Annotated in this window: 13 protein-coding genes; 7 read left to right on the top strand and 6 right to left on the bottom strand. The window is 72.4% G+C overall.

Annotated features, from left to right (window positions below; all coding sequences use genetic code 11):
• Window positions 1-5: 5 nt before the first annotated feature.
• Both F1721_RS04790 and F1721_RS04785 read right to left on the bottom strand, forming a co-directional pair.
• Window positions 6-419 (bottom strand): NUDIX hydrolase, encoded by a 414-nt coding sequence (locus tag F1721_RS04790; protein WP_246154230.1) that lies wholly within the window; start codon window positions 417-419, stop codon window positions 6-8.
• Window positions 420-423: 4 nt separating this feature from the next.
• Window positions 424-870, bottom strand: coding sequence for a MarR family winged helix-turn-helix transcriptional regulator (locus tag F1721_RS04785; RefSeq protein ID WP_150065564.1), 447 nt, complete (start codon window positions 868-870; stop codon window positions 424-426).
• A 246-nt stretch (window positions 871-1116) separates the two neighbouring features.
• Here F1721_RS04785 and F1721_RS04780 point away from each other — a divergent pair, with 246 nt between their 5' ends.
• A complete protein-coding gene (locus F1721_RS04780; protein ID WP_150065298.1) occupies window positions 1117-2256 on the top strand; it encodes an Mrp/NBP35 family ATP-binding protein in 1140 nt (379 codons plus the stop codon).
• 141 nt (window positions 2257-2397) lie between these two features.
• Here F1721_RS04780 and F1721_RS04775 read toward each other — a convergent pair whose 3' ends face one another.
• Window positions 2398-3000, bottom strand: coding sequence for an O-methyltransferase (locus tag F1721_RS04775; RefSeq protein WP_246154228.1), 603 nt, complete (start codon window positions 2998-3000; stop codon window positions 2398-2400).
• 287 nt (window positions 3001-3287) lie between these two features.
• On the opposite strand from F1721_RS04775, the gene sigE reads away from it, so the two are divergent.
• The 4 genes from sigE to tatB all read left to right on the top strand — a co-directional run bounded on the left by sigE (window position 3288) and on the right by tatB (window position 7461).
• On the top strand, window positions 3288-3881 hold the full coding sequence (sigE, locus tag F1721_RS04770) for an RNA polymerase sigma factor SigE (RefSeq protein WP_150065296.1): 594 nt from the start codon (window positions 3288-3290) through the stop codon (window positions 3879-3881).
• Window positions 3882-3886: 5 nt separating this feature from the next.
• Entirely contained in the window at window positions 3887-4609 is a 723-nt protein-coding gene (locus F1721_RS04765; protein WP_211840330.1) for a zf-HC2 domain-containing protein, read from the top strand.
• Between the two features lie 656 nt (window positions 4610-5265).
• The gene (locus F1721_RS04760; protein WP_246154218.1) at window positions 5266-6933 is read left to right on the top strand and encodes a S1C family serine protease; all 1668 of its coding nucleotides are present in this window, start codon (window positions 5266-5268) and stop codon (window positions 6931-6933) included.
• 141 nt (window positions 6934-7074) lie between these two features.
• The gene (gene tatB, locus F1721_RS04755; RefSeq protein ID WP_150065295.1) at window positions 7075-7461 is read left to right on the top strand and encodes a Sec-independent protein translocase protein TatB; all 387 of its coding nucleotides are present in this window, start codon (window positions 7075-7077) and stop codon (window positions 7459-7461) included.
• On the opposite strand, the gene F1721_RS04750 is transcribed toward tatB, so the two are convergent.
• Window positions 7355-8617 carry an MFS transporter gene (locus tag F1721_RS04750; RefSeq protein WP_150065294.1) on the bottom strand — a complete coding sequence of 421 codons (1263 nt, stop codon included), beginning with the start codon at window positions 8615-8617 and terminating at the stop codon, window positions 7355-7357. The genes tatB and F1721_RS04750 overlap by 107 nt on opposite strands.
• 63 nt (window positions 8618-8680) lie before the next feature.
• Here F1721_RS04750 and F1721_RS04745 point away from each other — a divergent pair, with 63 nt between their 5' ends.
• Window positions 8681-9646 carry a LysR family transcriptional regulator gene (locus F1721_RS04745; protein ID WP_150065293.1) on the top strand — a complete coding sequence of 322 codons (966 nt, stop codon included), beginning with the start codon at window positions 8681-8683 and terminating at the stop codon, window positions 9644-9646.
• A 302-nt stretch (window positions 9647-9948) separates the two neighbouring features.
• Here F1721_RS04745 and F1721_RS04740 read toward each other — a convergent pair whose 3' ends face one another.
• Window positions 9949-11532 (bottom strand): leucyl aminopeptidase, encoded by a 1584-nt coding sequence (locus tag F1721_RS04740; RefSeq protein ID WP_246154216.1) that lies wholly within the window; start codon window positions 11530-11532, stop codon window positions 9949-9951.
• Between the two features lie 240 nt (window positions 11533-11772).
• Window positions 11773-11940, bottom strand: a complete 168-nt coding sequence (locus tag F1721_RS04735; RefSeq protein ID WP_009949794.1) for a DUF3117 domain-containing protein — start codon at window positions 11938-11940, stop codon at window positions 11773-11775.
• A 383-nt stretch (window positions 11941-12323) separates the two neighbouring features.
• On the opposite strand from F1721_RS04735, the gene F1721_RS04730 reads away from it, so the two are divergent.
• Window positions 12324-13112 (top strand): enoyl-CoA hydratase-related protein, encoded by a 789-nt coding sequence (locus F1721_RS04730; RefSeq protein WP_150065292.1) that lies wholly within the window; start codon window positions 12324-12326, stop codon window positions 13110-13112.
• Window positions 13113-13142: the final 30 nt, after the last annotated feature.

Genomic DNA, 13142 nt, shown 5'->3' with positions numbered 1-13142 from the left:
CGCCCTCAGGACGGGTCGAGGTCGGCGTAGAGCGCGACGATCGCCGGGGCCGTGACCGGGCGGGCCAGGTACTCCTCGCGGGTCATCCAGGCGAGCTCGGCGATCTCCGCCGCCGGTTCGGGCTCGCCGTCCAGCTCGCCCGAGTAGCAGCTCAGCGACACCTGGACGCCCTCGCCCTGGCCGACCGCGTCGGTCTCGTAGCGGCGGTAGAAGTCCGCGCCGACCAGCCCGACGCCGAGCTCCTCCCGGATCTCCCGGTGGAGCGCCTGCACCTCGGTCTCGCCGGGGTCGATCTTGCCGCCGGGCAGGTAGAACGCGTCCTGGTAACCGGCGCGGACCAGCAACAACTTGCGGTCCGCGAACCGCACCAGCCCGACCGCGCGGATCACCCCGGGCGCGGAGAACTTCGCTTCTGGCACGTCCTCATGCTTGCGCACGCTGCCCGGGCGGCGACGGCACACCCCCGTCGGCCAGCCGCTCGCAGGTGCGCATCAGCGCCTCCAGCTCGCCCGCCGTCGCCGACAGGAAGTACCGCGCGACGCCGTTGCGGTGCGTCGCCGTCGCCGTCCGCAGCCGGTTCTCGCCACGTTCGGTGATCACCGCCTGGACCCCGCGGCCGTCGGAGTCCACCCGGACCCGCTGCACCAGCCCGAGCCGTTCCAGGCGGTCCACCAGCCGGGTCACCCCGGAGCGGGACAGCAGCACCACGTCGGCCAGCTCGGTCATCCGCAACCGGCGCTCCGGCGCCTCGGCCAGCGCTTCCAGGACGTCGTAGGCGGCCAGCGTCAGCCGTTGCTCGGCGATCAGGTCGCCCTCCAGGCAGCGCGTGACCCTGGCGTGCGCGCGGAGGAAACTGCGGTACGCCAACAACTCGTTTCGAGTCGGTAATCGATCAAGAGCCGTCTCGGCCACGAAGATTGATATTACGGTCCGCGTTCATCCGACTGCGCAGCGCCCCCGCGCAAGCCCCGGTCGTCACCCCGCGTAGCCCCACCCCGCGCGCCATCGCCCCTGTTCCGGGCGGGCTACCGATCCGTAGCATTGGAATCGCCCCGAAGGGGCGGTGTGAGAGCCTTGGCCTCTCCGCGAAGTTCCCAACAGCTTGCCGAGGTAACCGTGACCAGTACGCAGTCCGCGCCCACCGAGGACGCCGTCCGCAAGGCACTCAGCCAGGTCGAGGACCCGGAGATCCGGCGATCGATCACCGACCTCGGCATGGTCAAGAGCGTGTCCGTCGGCGAGGACGGCGCCGTCGCGGTCGAGGTGTACCTGACGGTCAAGGGCTGCCCGATGCGGGAGACCATCACCCAGCGGGTCACCACCGCCGTCTCCGCGGTCGAGGGCGTCAGCTCGGTCCAGGTCGAGCTGGACGTGATGAGCGACGAGCAGCGCACCGAGCTGCGCAAGATGCTGCGCGGCGACGCCGCCGAACCGCGCATCCCGTTCGCCGAGCCGGGCTCGATGACCCGGGTGTACTGCGTGGCCTCCGGCAAGGGCGGCGTCGGCAAGTCCAGCGTGACGGTGAACCTCGCCGCCGCGATGGCCAAGCGCGGGCTGTCCGTGGGCGTGGTCGACGCCGACATCTACGGCCACTCGGTGCCGCGGATGCTGGGCGCGGGCGGCAAGCCCACCCAGGTGGAGAAGATGATCATGCCGCCGCAGTCGCACGGCGTGAAGGTCATCTCGATCGGCATGTTCACCCCGGGCAACACCCCGGTGGTCTGGCGCGGCCCGATGCTGCACCGCGCGCTGCAGCAGTTCCTCGCCGACGTGTTCTGGGGCGACCTCGACGTGCTGCTGCTGGACCTGCCGCCCGGCACCGGCGACGTGGCGCTGTCCACCGCCCAGCTCATCCCGAACGCGGAGATCCTGGTGGTCACCACCCCGCAGCAGGCGGCGGCCGAGGTCGCCGAGCGCGCCGGTGCGATCGCCATGCAGACCCGCCAGCGGCTGGCCGGCGTGGTGGAGAACATGTCCTGGATGGAGCTGCCCGACGGCCAGCGGATGGAGGTCTTCGGCTCCGGCGGCGGCCAGCTGGTCGCGGACTCCCTGAGCCGCTCGATCGGCACCGACGTCCCGCTGCTCGGCCAGGTCCCGCTCGACCCGCGCCTGCGCGAGGCGGGCGACTCCGGCACCCCGCTGGTCCTGGAGGCCCCGGACTCCCCGGCCGCGGTGGTCCTCAACGACATCGCCAAGCGCCTGTCCACCCGCTCCCGCGGCCTCGCGGGCAAGCTCCTGTCGGTCTCCCCGGCGTAGCGGCGCTGATCCTCAGGCCTGGAGAAGGGTTCTGCAGCTCATGGCCCGTGAGCACTTTGCAGGGCTATAGCCCCAGAAAATGCTCACGGGCCCTCACCAGGCAAAACGTGGCGCACGGCCCAGGCACCTGCGGCGCTGCGCTCAGGCGCGCTTGGTGATGGCGAGGAGGCCCGGGCCGGTCGGGAGGGTCACCGGGACCAGGTCGTCGTCGGCCTGGACCTCGCTGATCAGCTCGCGGAGGGCTTGGGCCATCGCGCTGCGGATGTCCGGGCCCGCCAGCTGGGTCCCGGCGAACACGATCACGCCGCCCGGGCGCAGCAGGCGCAGGCCCAGCTCCAGGTACTGCGGGTACTCCGTGGTCGCGATGTTCACCGAGACCAGGTCGTAGCCGCCCGCGGTGAGGCGGGGCATCAGGTCGACCGCCCGGCCGGCGATCAGCCGGGTGCGCCCGGCCGGGATCCCCGCTTCGCGCAGCGTGCCGCGGGCCGCGCGGTGCACCGCCGCGTCGGCGTCGATCGAGGTCACGACGCCGTCGGGCACCATGCCTCGGAGCAGCCACAGCGCGGTCTCCCCGGAGCCGGTGCCGACCTCCACGACGGCCTTCGCCCGCAGCGCCGCCGCCAGGAAGCGCAACACGTGCAGCGGCGAAGCCCCGACCGACGTGCCCTGCGGACCGTCGGGCATGCGCAGCGGTGTCTGCTCGCGGCCCGCGGGCCCGGCACCGAGCGGCGTCTCGGGAATCACAACGCGAAAGGTTATCGATGTTGTGCCCATCCGTGACCCGCGCCGTCGACATCGTTAGTGGGCCGTTTCCGGCGAGGCCGGGAGCGACGTAGCTCACGTCAGGTTCTCAGGCTGCTCTCAGGCGCTTATTAAGGCCACCTCACCAGGGCAGACAAGACTAGTAGCGTCATGACCTACACCCGTCGGCGTCTCCGCTCCGAGGGGGTCGGGAACAAGCCGCCCGGCCCGATCGTTCTGGTAGATGCAAAGCGCAGGAGGTGGCTTTTCGCCCAATGGCAACTCAGCCGATGAGTGTGGCCCCCAGTGTCCGACCGAGCACCAGTGCTCAGCCCAGCACGGTCTCGCCCGCTGAGGAGGTCGCCTGGACCCCGCCGTCGTGGGACGAGGTCGTGCGGCAGCACGCCGACCGGGTGTACCGGCTGGCGTACCGCCTGACCGGTAACCAGCACGACGCCGAGGACCTCACCCAGGAGACCTTCATCCGGGTGTTCCGCTCGCTGGCGTCGTACAAGCCCGGCACGTTCGAGGGCTGGCTGCACCGGATCACCACGAACCTGTTCCTGGACATGGCCCGCCGCAGGTCCCGCCTGCGGATGGAGGGCCTGCCCGAGGACACCGACCGGCTGCCCGGCGGTGACCCGAGCCCGGAGCAGGTGTTCCACGACACCCACCTCGATCCCGACCTGCAGGCGGCGCTGGACGAACTGCCCCCGGAGTTCCGGGCCGCAGTGGTCCTCTGCGACGTCGAGGGCCTCTCCTACGAGGAGATCGGGACGACGCTGGGCGTCAAGCTCGGCACGGTCCGCAGCCGGATCCACCGCGGGCGCCAGATGCTGAAGGCCACCTTGGAATCTCGCCGCGAGCAGGCCCGGGAGGTTTGAGACGGATGACGGTTTTGCGTGGGTGGGGTCTGCCCGAGCAGCACCTCGCGCTGGACGCGATCGTCGCTTTCGTGGACGGGGAACTGAGCCCCAACGCCCATGATCGCGCCGCCGCCCACCTGGCCCGGTGCCCCGCGTGCACCGCGGATGCCGCTGCCCAGCGGCAGGCGCGGGCCGCGGTGAAGGCCGCCGGGACCCCGTCGATCTCGCCGAAGCTCCTGCAGGCGCTGCAAGCCATCCCGGCGCACGCCGAGCTGCCGAGCCAGCCCGAAGGGCTCGCGCTGACCGAGGACGGCCAGCTGGTCACCGTGTCCCGCCCCGACCGCGCGAACCGGTTCGGCACCGGCGCGGTCCTGGGTTCCACCACCCCGCTCGGAGGCGGGCAGCAACCGCTGGGCAGTTCGCGCCCTTTTGCCGGTGAGCCCGAACCGACCCGCCGCGTGGGTCGGCGCACCAAGCAGGGCGCCGGAGTCGTGTTCTCCGGTCTTGTGCTCGGCGCGCTCGCGCTGATGAACCTGCCCGCCGACGAGGACGGCGTCCACCCGGTTCCAGGACTGCCCGGCCCGAATCCGGGCGGGGAGTTCGCCGTGGTCCCGGCCTCGGCCCGCGATTCGCTGCCGCCGGAGACGACGAGCACCGAGCCGCCCGCGCCGCTGGTCGCCGCCGTCGTGCCGTCGTCCGCCGACGAACCGGCCCCGACGACCACGAGCGAAGCCCCGCAGAACTGACCTGAGCAGGTCCGACGACACGGATCACCGTCGCGCGGACCGCCAGTCCTCCGTCCAGCACGCGATTTCATTGAGGTTTTTCCCACCTCGTTCTGAGTGGCGGTGCAAGTGGCGGAACCTCAGCGCCCGCCTGGACTCCGGGTGCCCTGACTTGTGTATGACCCGATACACGGCGTCAGGGCCGTCCTCGCCGGAAGGAACCCCAGGGGGGTGGGCACCGTGAACCCGCGGCGGTGCCGGTTGCGAGGGTGGGCTATGCGCCTGGCGGCGCATGCGACACCTGCCGACCAGTGCAGTTCGCCCTTCGCAGCTGCGGTCCACGGCCAGGATGAACAAGTTCAATGGAAATCGGACCTCTGATTTCCATTGAAATCGCGGAGAGTTGTCCGGCAGCACCGGCGTGTCGGGGTGCGACACTCCGACGGTCCGCAAGTTCCGCTGAAATCGCGTCTGCCCCTTCCACCGAACTCGCGCCGCGTCCGGACGCCGTGGCCCTCCCCGTCGGGTTCGGCGGTTTTCGCCCCACTCCAACACGGACTTCACCGTTCACCCGGCAGAATGGGCGCACCGGCAGTGGGCCCAGGTGCCGGTGGCACGGGTACCTCACCCGTGTGATCCACTCGAGGGGACGAGTCCGACCGCATGCCCGGGGAGCGATGACCGACCAGCCAGGAACGCCCGCGCAGGGCCCGGACCACGAGCAGGGACGCCAGGACGACCCCCGCGCAGGCCAGCCAGCAGCCGACGGGCGGCCCGCTCAGCCGATGCACCCGTGGCAGGGCACGTCCACCGGGGCGCGCGGCGTGCCCGCCAGCGCCGCCCCGCAGCCCACCACCGTGAACGGCTCCGCGGAACCGCCCCGCCTGGCGCCGAAGCCGCTGCACCGGCCGCCGGTCGACCCCGCGCAGAGCTCGTCGTTCCGCCGTCCCCCGGGCGTGACCGGGAGCTTCGACCCCGACCGGCACAACCTTCCGGTGCGCGGCATCGAGCGCACCGCTCCCCCAGCAGCCCCGCTGGCCAGCGCTTTCGGCCGTCCCGAGGACAGCACCGAGCAGCTCCAGCGGGCACCCGGCGAGCAGCCCGCGACGCCGGAGCCCGCCGACGAGCCGGTGCTGTGGAACTCCGACGAGCGCGACCCGTGGCGCAACCCGGCCGCAGGCGCGGTGCTCGGCCCGCCCGCCGCGTCCGTCGAGCAGGACGAGGAGTCCGAGCCGACCGAGACCGGCCCGCTGCTGAGCGCCCGCGAAGTCCTGTTCGGGCGGCGGGTGCAGCCCCGCGCGCTGGTGATCCTCACCGTGATCGCCCTGCTCATCGGCCTCGCCGGTGGCTTCCTCGGGCGGATCACCGCCGAGGAGGGCAACCCGCTGCTCAATCCGTCCGTGACGCTGGCCGAGGTCGAGCCCGCCCAGGACCGGCCGAAGGGCACGGTGGCCGCCGTCGCGCAGCGCGTGGTGCCCGCCGTGGTCTCCATCGAGGTGCGCGTCGGCGCGCAGGGCGGCAGCGGTTCGGGCGTGGTCATCGACGGCGACGGCTACGTGGTGACCAACAACCACGTCGTCTCGATGGCCGCGGACACCCCGAACGCGCAGGTCTCCGCGGTCTTCCACGACGGCACGCGGGCCCCGGCCCGGATCGTCGGGCGCGACGTCAAGACCGACCTCGCGGTGATCAAGGTCGAGGTGTCCAACCCGACCGTCGCCCAGCTCGGCAACTCCGACAGCCTCTCGGTGGGCGACGACGTGATCGCCATCGGCTCCCCGCTGGGCCTGGCCGGGACGGTGACCACCGGCATCGTCAGCTCGGTGCACCGCCCGATGCGGCTGGCCGGGGAGGGCACCGACACCAACGCGGTGATCGACGCGATCCAGACCGACGCCGCGATCAACCCCGGCAACTCCGGTGGCGCGCTGGTCGACGGCAACGGCGCGGTGGTCGGCATCAACAGCGCGATCCGCACGCTCGGCGCCGGGGGCGAGGGCGGTTCGATCGGTCTGGGCTTCGCGATCCCGATCGACGACGTGCGGCGGATCGCCCAGGAGCTGATCCGCACCGGCCACGTCCAGCACGCCGACCTCGGGGTGAACGCCAAGTCGGTGAGCGACGGCCTGGCCGACGGTGCCCAGGTGCAGAACGTGCAGGACGGCAGCGCCGCGGCGGCGGCCGGGATCGCCGAGGGCGACGTGATCATCCGGGTCGGCGAGCGCAAGGTCGGCAGCGCGGACGAGCTGGTCGTGGCGGTGGACCGGCACCAGGTCGGCGAGCGGATCCCGGTCGCGGTGGTGCGGCAGGGCCGCGAGCTGGTCCTGGACGTGACGCTGAAGTGAACGCCTGCACACCTCCGCCGGAAGGCACCGTGTTCGGCCACTTCCCCCTCCAACCCGGATCGCCCGGTCGGTACGCTGGGGGCGTTGGCAGCTCGCGTGGTGCTGGACCGCGAGCGGCGAGGACCCGGAGGTAGTCGAGAGGTGTTCGATAGCATCGGCTGGCCTGAGCTCCTCGTGCTCATCGTGGTCGGGCTGTTCGTGCTCGGGCCGGAGCGGTTGCCGCAGGGCGCGGCGTGGCTCGGCAAGACCGTCCGCCAGGTCAAGGAGTACGCGACCGGGGCGCGCGATCAGATCAAGTCCGAGCTGGGCCCGGAGTTCGACGACCTGCGCAAGCCGCTGGAGGACCTGCGCGGCATCCGCAACTTCAACCCGCGCACCGCGGTCACCAAGCACCTCTTCGACGGGGAGAACCCGCTCGACCTCAACTCGAACGGCAACGGCCAGCACCAGCCGCCAACCCCGCCGAAGCCGCAGCAGCGCCCGCTGGAGCCCGGCGAGCGCCCGCCCTTCGACTCCGACGCGACCTGACCTGGGCGACCCACACCGCGACGGCTGCGACCGCGAGCCAGCAGCAGAGCAGCGCGGTCATGCCGGACCAGTCCCAAGCCCCGTAGGCCGCACCGCCCACGACGCCGCCGACGCTGCTGCCGCCGTAGTAGGCCAGCTGGTACAGCGCCGACGCCTGCCCGCGGGCCTGCGCTGACGCCTGGACGCCGACCCACCCGCTGGCCACCGAGTGCGCGGCGAAGAACCCGCCGGTGAACACCACCAGCCCGACCACGATCACGCCCAGGCTGTCGGCCAGCATCAGCAGCAGTCCCAGAACCGTCACGGCGAGCCCGCCGAGCAGGACCCGCGTGCGTCCGTACCGGTCGGCGGCGCGCCCGGCGAACGTCGAGGTCACGGTGCCCGCGGCGTAGGCGAGGAACGCGAGCGCGGCCAGCGCTGGGGGCACCAGCAGCGGCGGAGCGGTGAGGCGGAAGCCGAGGACGTTGTAGACCGTGACGAACGAACCCATGCCCAGCGCGGCGACCAGGTAGGGCGCGTAGAGCACAGGATCGCGCAGCGCCGCGCGCAGGCCGCCGAGCAGCGGGGCGAGCGCGAGCGGCTTGCGGCGGTGGTTCTGCTCGGCGGGCAGCAGCACCACGAAGAGCGCAGTGCAGACCGCAGCCAGCAGGGCCACGGCGAGCACGCCGCCCCGCCACCCCGCGAAGTCACCGACCACACCGCCCAGCAGTCGGCCGGTCATGCCGCCGATGGTGGTGCCCGCGACGTAGAGGCCCATCGCGGTGCCCAGGTTCTTCCCGCCGGTCTCCTCCGCCAGGTACGCGGTCGCGACGGCGGCCAGCCCGGCGATCGCGATGCCCTGGACCAGCCGGATCGCCACGAGCACCGGGAAGACCGGAACCCACGGCAGCAGCAGGCCCAGCACCTCGGCCACCAGCAGCGCCCCGATCATGACGCGGCGGCGGCCGACGACCTCGGCGAGCGCGCCGAGCGGGATGGCCGCCACCGCCAGCCCGAGCGTCGCGGCCGAGATCAGCAGCGCCACCGTGCCGGGGGCCAGCGCGAACGCCTCGGCGAACTGCGGAAGCACCGGCTGCGGCGCGTAGAGCAGGGCGAACAGCGCCAGCGCGCCGAGCAGCAGGGCGATGCGGATTCTGTTGGTGCGTGCCTGGTCCACGCACCCGAAACTAAGCAGCACTAACTAATGCGTCCAATGCGGCAATGAAGCATCATCGATGCGATGGTGAATCAATCGCAGCCGCTCGACGATCCGTCCCAGCTCGCGGCCCACCTGGCTCCCTCGCTGGCGCTGCTGCGCGCGGTCGCGGCGGAGGGGCATCTCACACGCGCTGCGGAGTCCCTCGGCATCCCGCAGCCGACGGTCAGCCGCACCCTGGCCAAGCTGGGCGAACAGCTCGGAGCGCCGGTCATCGCCCGGCAGGGCCGCGGGATCCACCTGACCCGAGCGGGCACCTTGCTGGCCGAGGCCGCCGAGGACGCGATGCAGCGGCTGGAGGCCGGTTGCCGCGCGGTGGTCGAGGAGCTCGACCCCGACCGCGGCCAGGTGACCTTCGGATTCCAGCACACGATGGGCAGCACCCTGGTCCCACCGCTGCTGCGCGGCTTCCGCGACCAGCACCCGCAGGTGCGGTTCTCCCTGGTCCAGGGCGCGCGCGACGCCATGCTGGCCCGCACCTGGGCGGGCGAGATCGACCTCTGCCTGATCGCCCCGCTCCCCGCGAACGACCCCCGCTGGTCCAGCGCCACGATCCAGGAAGAACCCCTGGTAGCGGTCCTGCACGCCCACCACCGCCTGGCCCGCCGCCGCACCTTGCGCCTGGCCGATCTCGCAGCGGAGGACTTCATCGCGATGCGCCCCGGCTACGGCCTCCGCCAGATCTTCGTGCGCCTCGCCGAATCCGCCGGATTCGAACCCCGACTCGCATTCGAGAGCGAAGAGGTCGACACGGTCAGAGGCCTGGTAGCAGCCGGACTCGGCGTAGCGCTCCTACCCCCGGCAACCCCGGCCCCAACCCCGGACACGGTAGAAATCCCCCTCAGCCCACCGGCCCACCGAACGATCGGCCTGGCCTGGCCAGCGAACCGCCCCCAACCCCCAGCAGTCCGCACCTTCCGCACCTTCGCCACCGCCAAAGCACAGAACGCCACCAGCAGATCGGTGCCGAACCTCCGCGATTTCGATTGAAATCGCCTCACCTCGCCACCGCAGGCTCCGTCGAGAACGAAGGCGATTTCGATTGAGGTTTTTCCAACCTCGTTCTGCGTGGCGGTGCAAGTGGCGGAACCTCAGCGCCCGCCTGGACTCCGGGTGCCCTGACTTATGTATGTGGCCAGCACCGATCCCCGGCGGTCGGACGATGTGCCAGTTCTGCCGACAACTGACCGGGCGTAGCAGAGTGCCAGTTTCAGGCCCCCGGCACACCACCGCCGGAGGCACAGCCACCGACCCGTGAGCACGCCACCCGAGCGTGCTCACGGGCCAACGCCTCAGCCCTTCGCGAACCCGGCCGCGAGCTCCACGAGGCTCCGCGCCGCGAAGCCGGTACCGCCCGGCACGACCTCGTTGTAGTCCTTGTCCGCCCGCGCCGGGCCCGCGATGTCCAGGTGCGCCCACGGCAGTCCGGCGGTGAACTCGCGCAGGAACAGCGCCGCCGTGATGCCGCCCGGCCCGGTCGGGGTCTGCTTGACGTCCGCCAGCTCGCCCTTCACGGCCTCCGCGTGGTCCTCGACCAGCGGCATCCGCCACCACGCCTCGCCGACCCGCTCCCCGGCCGCGCGGACCTGCTCGGCCAGCTCCTCGTCGGAGGCGAACAGGCCACCGGTGCGCAGGCCGAGCGCGACCTTCATCGCGCCGGTCAGCGTCGCGACGTCCACCAGCACGTCGGGTTCGAGCTTGTCGACCGCGTAGGCGATGGCGTCGGCGAGCACCATCCGGCCCTCGGCGTCGGTGTTGCCGACCTCGGTGGTGGTGCCGCCGTAGTGCCGGACGACGTCACCGGGCCGGTAGGCGCTGCCGGACACGTGGTTCTCCGCCGACGGCACCAGGCCGGTCACCTTCACCGGCAGGCCGAGGCGGGCGATGGTCAGCAGCGCCGCGATCACCGCGCCGCCGCCGGACATGTCGGTGCGCATCAGGTGCATGCCCTCGGCGGGCTTGATCGAGATGCCGCCGGTGTCGAAGGTGATGCCCTTGCCCACCAGCACCAGGTGCGGCCCCGCCGCGTCCTTCGGGCGGTAGGCCAGCTCCAGCAGCCGGGGCGGCCGCGACGACCCGCCGCCGACGGCGAGGATGCCGCCGAAACCGTGGTCGGCGAGCCACTTCTCGTCGCGCACGGTGGCGGTCAGGTCCGGGACGTCCGCGGCGAGCTCCGCGGCCAGGCCGGTCAGCCAGGCCGGGTCCTTGACGTTCGACGGGGTGTTCGCGAGGTCGCGGGCCAGGGACGTCGCGGACGCCAGTTCGCGGGCGCGCCGGACCTGCTCGCCCAGCGCCGCCACGTCGGCGCCCTCCGGCGCGACCAGCAGGACCTTCCGCAGCCGCGGCGGCACCGGGCCGCGCGACACCCGGAAGCGGTAGCCGCCGAGCGCGAGGCCCAGCGTCAGCGCCGAGACGATCTCGCCGTCGACGTCCGCGGGCAGCTTCACCTGGAGGTAGTCGGCGTCGGACGCCTCGCCGAGATCACCGGTCTCGTCCTCGGACTCGGCCACGTCGTTGAGCCGCTCGCGGACCGCGCGCGCCAGGGCACCACCCGCGCTGCGCCACTTCACCGGCTCGCCGGAACCGACCCCGACGACCCAGCCGAGGCCGCCGGTGCGCAGCGGCAGCGCGCGGACCGCACCGGCCGAGGCGGACGCTCCGACGGCCTCCAGCACCGCGGCGTCCACATCGAACTGTTCGGCTGCGGCGGCCAGCTCGGGCCCCGACTCGCCGTCGAAGACCGGGACCGCACCGGGCACGCCGTCCCGCCACTGGCGCACGACGTCCACTTCGACCAGAGCGGTCGGGATCGCGGGCAGCGCCGGGTCCGCGTCGCGGACCGGGTGGGCGGGGCGGAACACTGAGGCACCGGACACGAAAAGACCTTCCTGCGCGGACCGGCCGCGCACTCTCGTAACTACCGTCGTCACCCGGGCGGTCACGATCCGCACCCGACCGCGGGGACCTGCCTGTCGACGACGGCCCCGGTGCCCACCTCGGCACCGGGGCCCGACCGCGGCGAAGAGTGCTCGCCACCCGTCGTCGACGCTGCGCTGACGCCTCGGCGTCAGGAGGGGCCGCGCCCGCGGCACCCCCGAGATCGCCGGCCGGCGGCCTCAGCCGGTGGCGGACTCCAGGGCATCGCCCAGGTTCTTGGCCTCCTCGACCGACATCTCGACGACGAGCCGCCCACCACCCTCAAGCGGAACGCGCATCACGATGCCGCGTCCCTCCTTAGTCACCTCGAGGGGACCGTCACCGGTCCGGGGCTTCATGGCCGCCATAGCGTGCTCCCTCCGTGAACTCTTACCCCGCTGATCGCCACAACCAGCTCGGGTTCACCCCCATTCTCCCCCATCCCGAGGCTGGGACGAAACCGAACCGATCAACTCGTGTCGCCCGTGCGCTGGTCGAATGCCCGCGGCGGCTGGCAGACTCAGCGCCCGTGCGGGCTGTTTCGCGGCCGCCGCGGGCCACCTGGCGGCGGTTCGGCGCAGCCGACGCGCCGCTGGTCGCCGCGGGCGGCGGTCCACCGCCACCGATCCCCCGGCTACCTGCGACAACACTGTCCACCCGGGACATCGCGCGGCCGGCGGAGTCCACTTTGGAACCCGGTGCGCCGTCCCGGCCGAGAAGCCGCAGCGGACCGCGAGGCAAGGAGTTCGAAGTGACCGACGTACTGCTGACCGAGGACACCGCCGGTGTGCGCCTGCTCACGTTGAACCGCCCCGAGTCGTTCAACTCGCTCAACGTCGAGCTCAAGCAGGCCCTGATCAGCGCGTTGCGCGACGCGGCAGCCGACGACTCGGTGCGCGCCGTGGTGATCACCGGCGCGGGCAAGGCGTTCTGCGCCGGGCAGGACCTCAAGGAGCACGTCGCGCTGCTGGAGGCCGACGACCCGAGCCCGCTGAAGACGGTCGAGGAGCACTACAACCCGATCATCCGGGCCGTGACGAGCATGCCGAAGCCGGTGATCGCGGCGGTCAACGGCACCGCCGCGGGCGCGGGCGCGTCGCTGGCCTACGCCTGCGACCTGCGGGTGGCGGCGTCGAACGCGAAGTTCCTGATGGCCTTCGCCAACGTCGGCCTGTCCACCGACTCCGGCGCGTCCTGGACGCTGCCCCGGCTGATCGGCTACGGCCGGGCCATGGAGATGCTCCTGCTGGCCGAGCCGGTGGCGGCCGAGGAGGCGCTGCGCATCGGCATGGTGAACCGCGTGGTCGGCGAGGGCGAGGCGCACGGCGCGGCCATGGAGCTGGCGACCCGCATGGCGGCGGGCCCGACGTTCGCCTACGCCCGGATCAAGGAGACGGCGCAGGCCGCGGCGGCCGAAGGCCTGGCCGAAGCCCTGGCGGTGGAGGCCGGGGCACAGGCGGAGGCCGGAGCCACGGCCGACCACCGCGAAGCGGTGGCCGCCTTCGTCGCCAAGCGCACCCCCAACTTCACCGGCCGCTGACGGGTCGTGAGTGCGTAACAGTGTTCGAAC

Origin of the sequence: Saccharopolyspora hirsuta, assembly GCF_008630535.1 — a bacterium.
Classification (GTDB): domain Bacteria; phylum Actinomycetota; class Actinomycetes; order Mycobacteriales; family Pseudonocardiaceae; genus Saccharopolyspora; species Saccharopolyspora hirsuta.
The sequence above is the reverse complement of the archived record's forward strand: the minus strand, read 5'-3'. Positions and strand labels throughout refer to the sequence as shown.

Coding starts and splice junctions, on each gene's coding strand:
- sigE (WP_150065296.1), top strand. CDS start 3,288: ATGAGTGTGGCCCCCAGTGTCCGACCGAGCACCAGTGCTCAGCCCAGC.
- F1721_RS04765 (WP_211840330.1), top strand. CDS start 3,887: ATGACGGTTTTGCGTGGGTGGGGTCTGCCCGAGCAGCACCTCGCGCTG.
- F1721_RS04760 (WP_246154218.1), top strand. CDS start 5,266: ATGACCGACCAGCCAGGAACGCCCGCGCAGGGCCCGGACCACGAGCAG.
- F1721_RS04745 (WP_150065293.1), top strand. CDS start 8,681: ATGGTGAATCAATCGCAGCCGCTCGACGATCCGTCCCAGCTCGCGGCC.
- F1721_RS04735 (WP_009949794.1), bottom strand. CDS start 11,940: ATGGCGGCCATGAAGCCCCGGACCGGTGACGGTCCCCTCGAGGTGACT.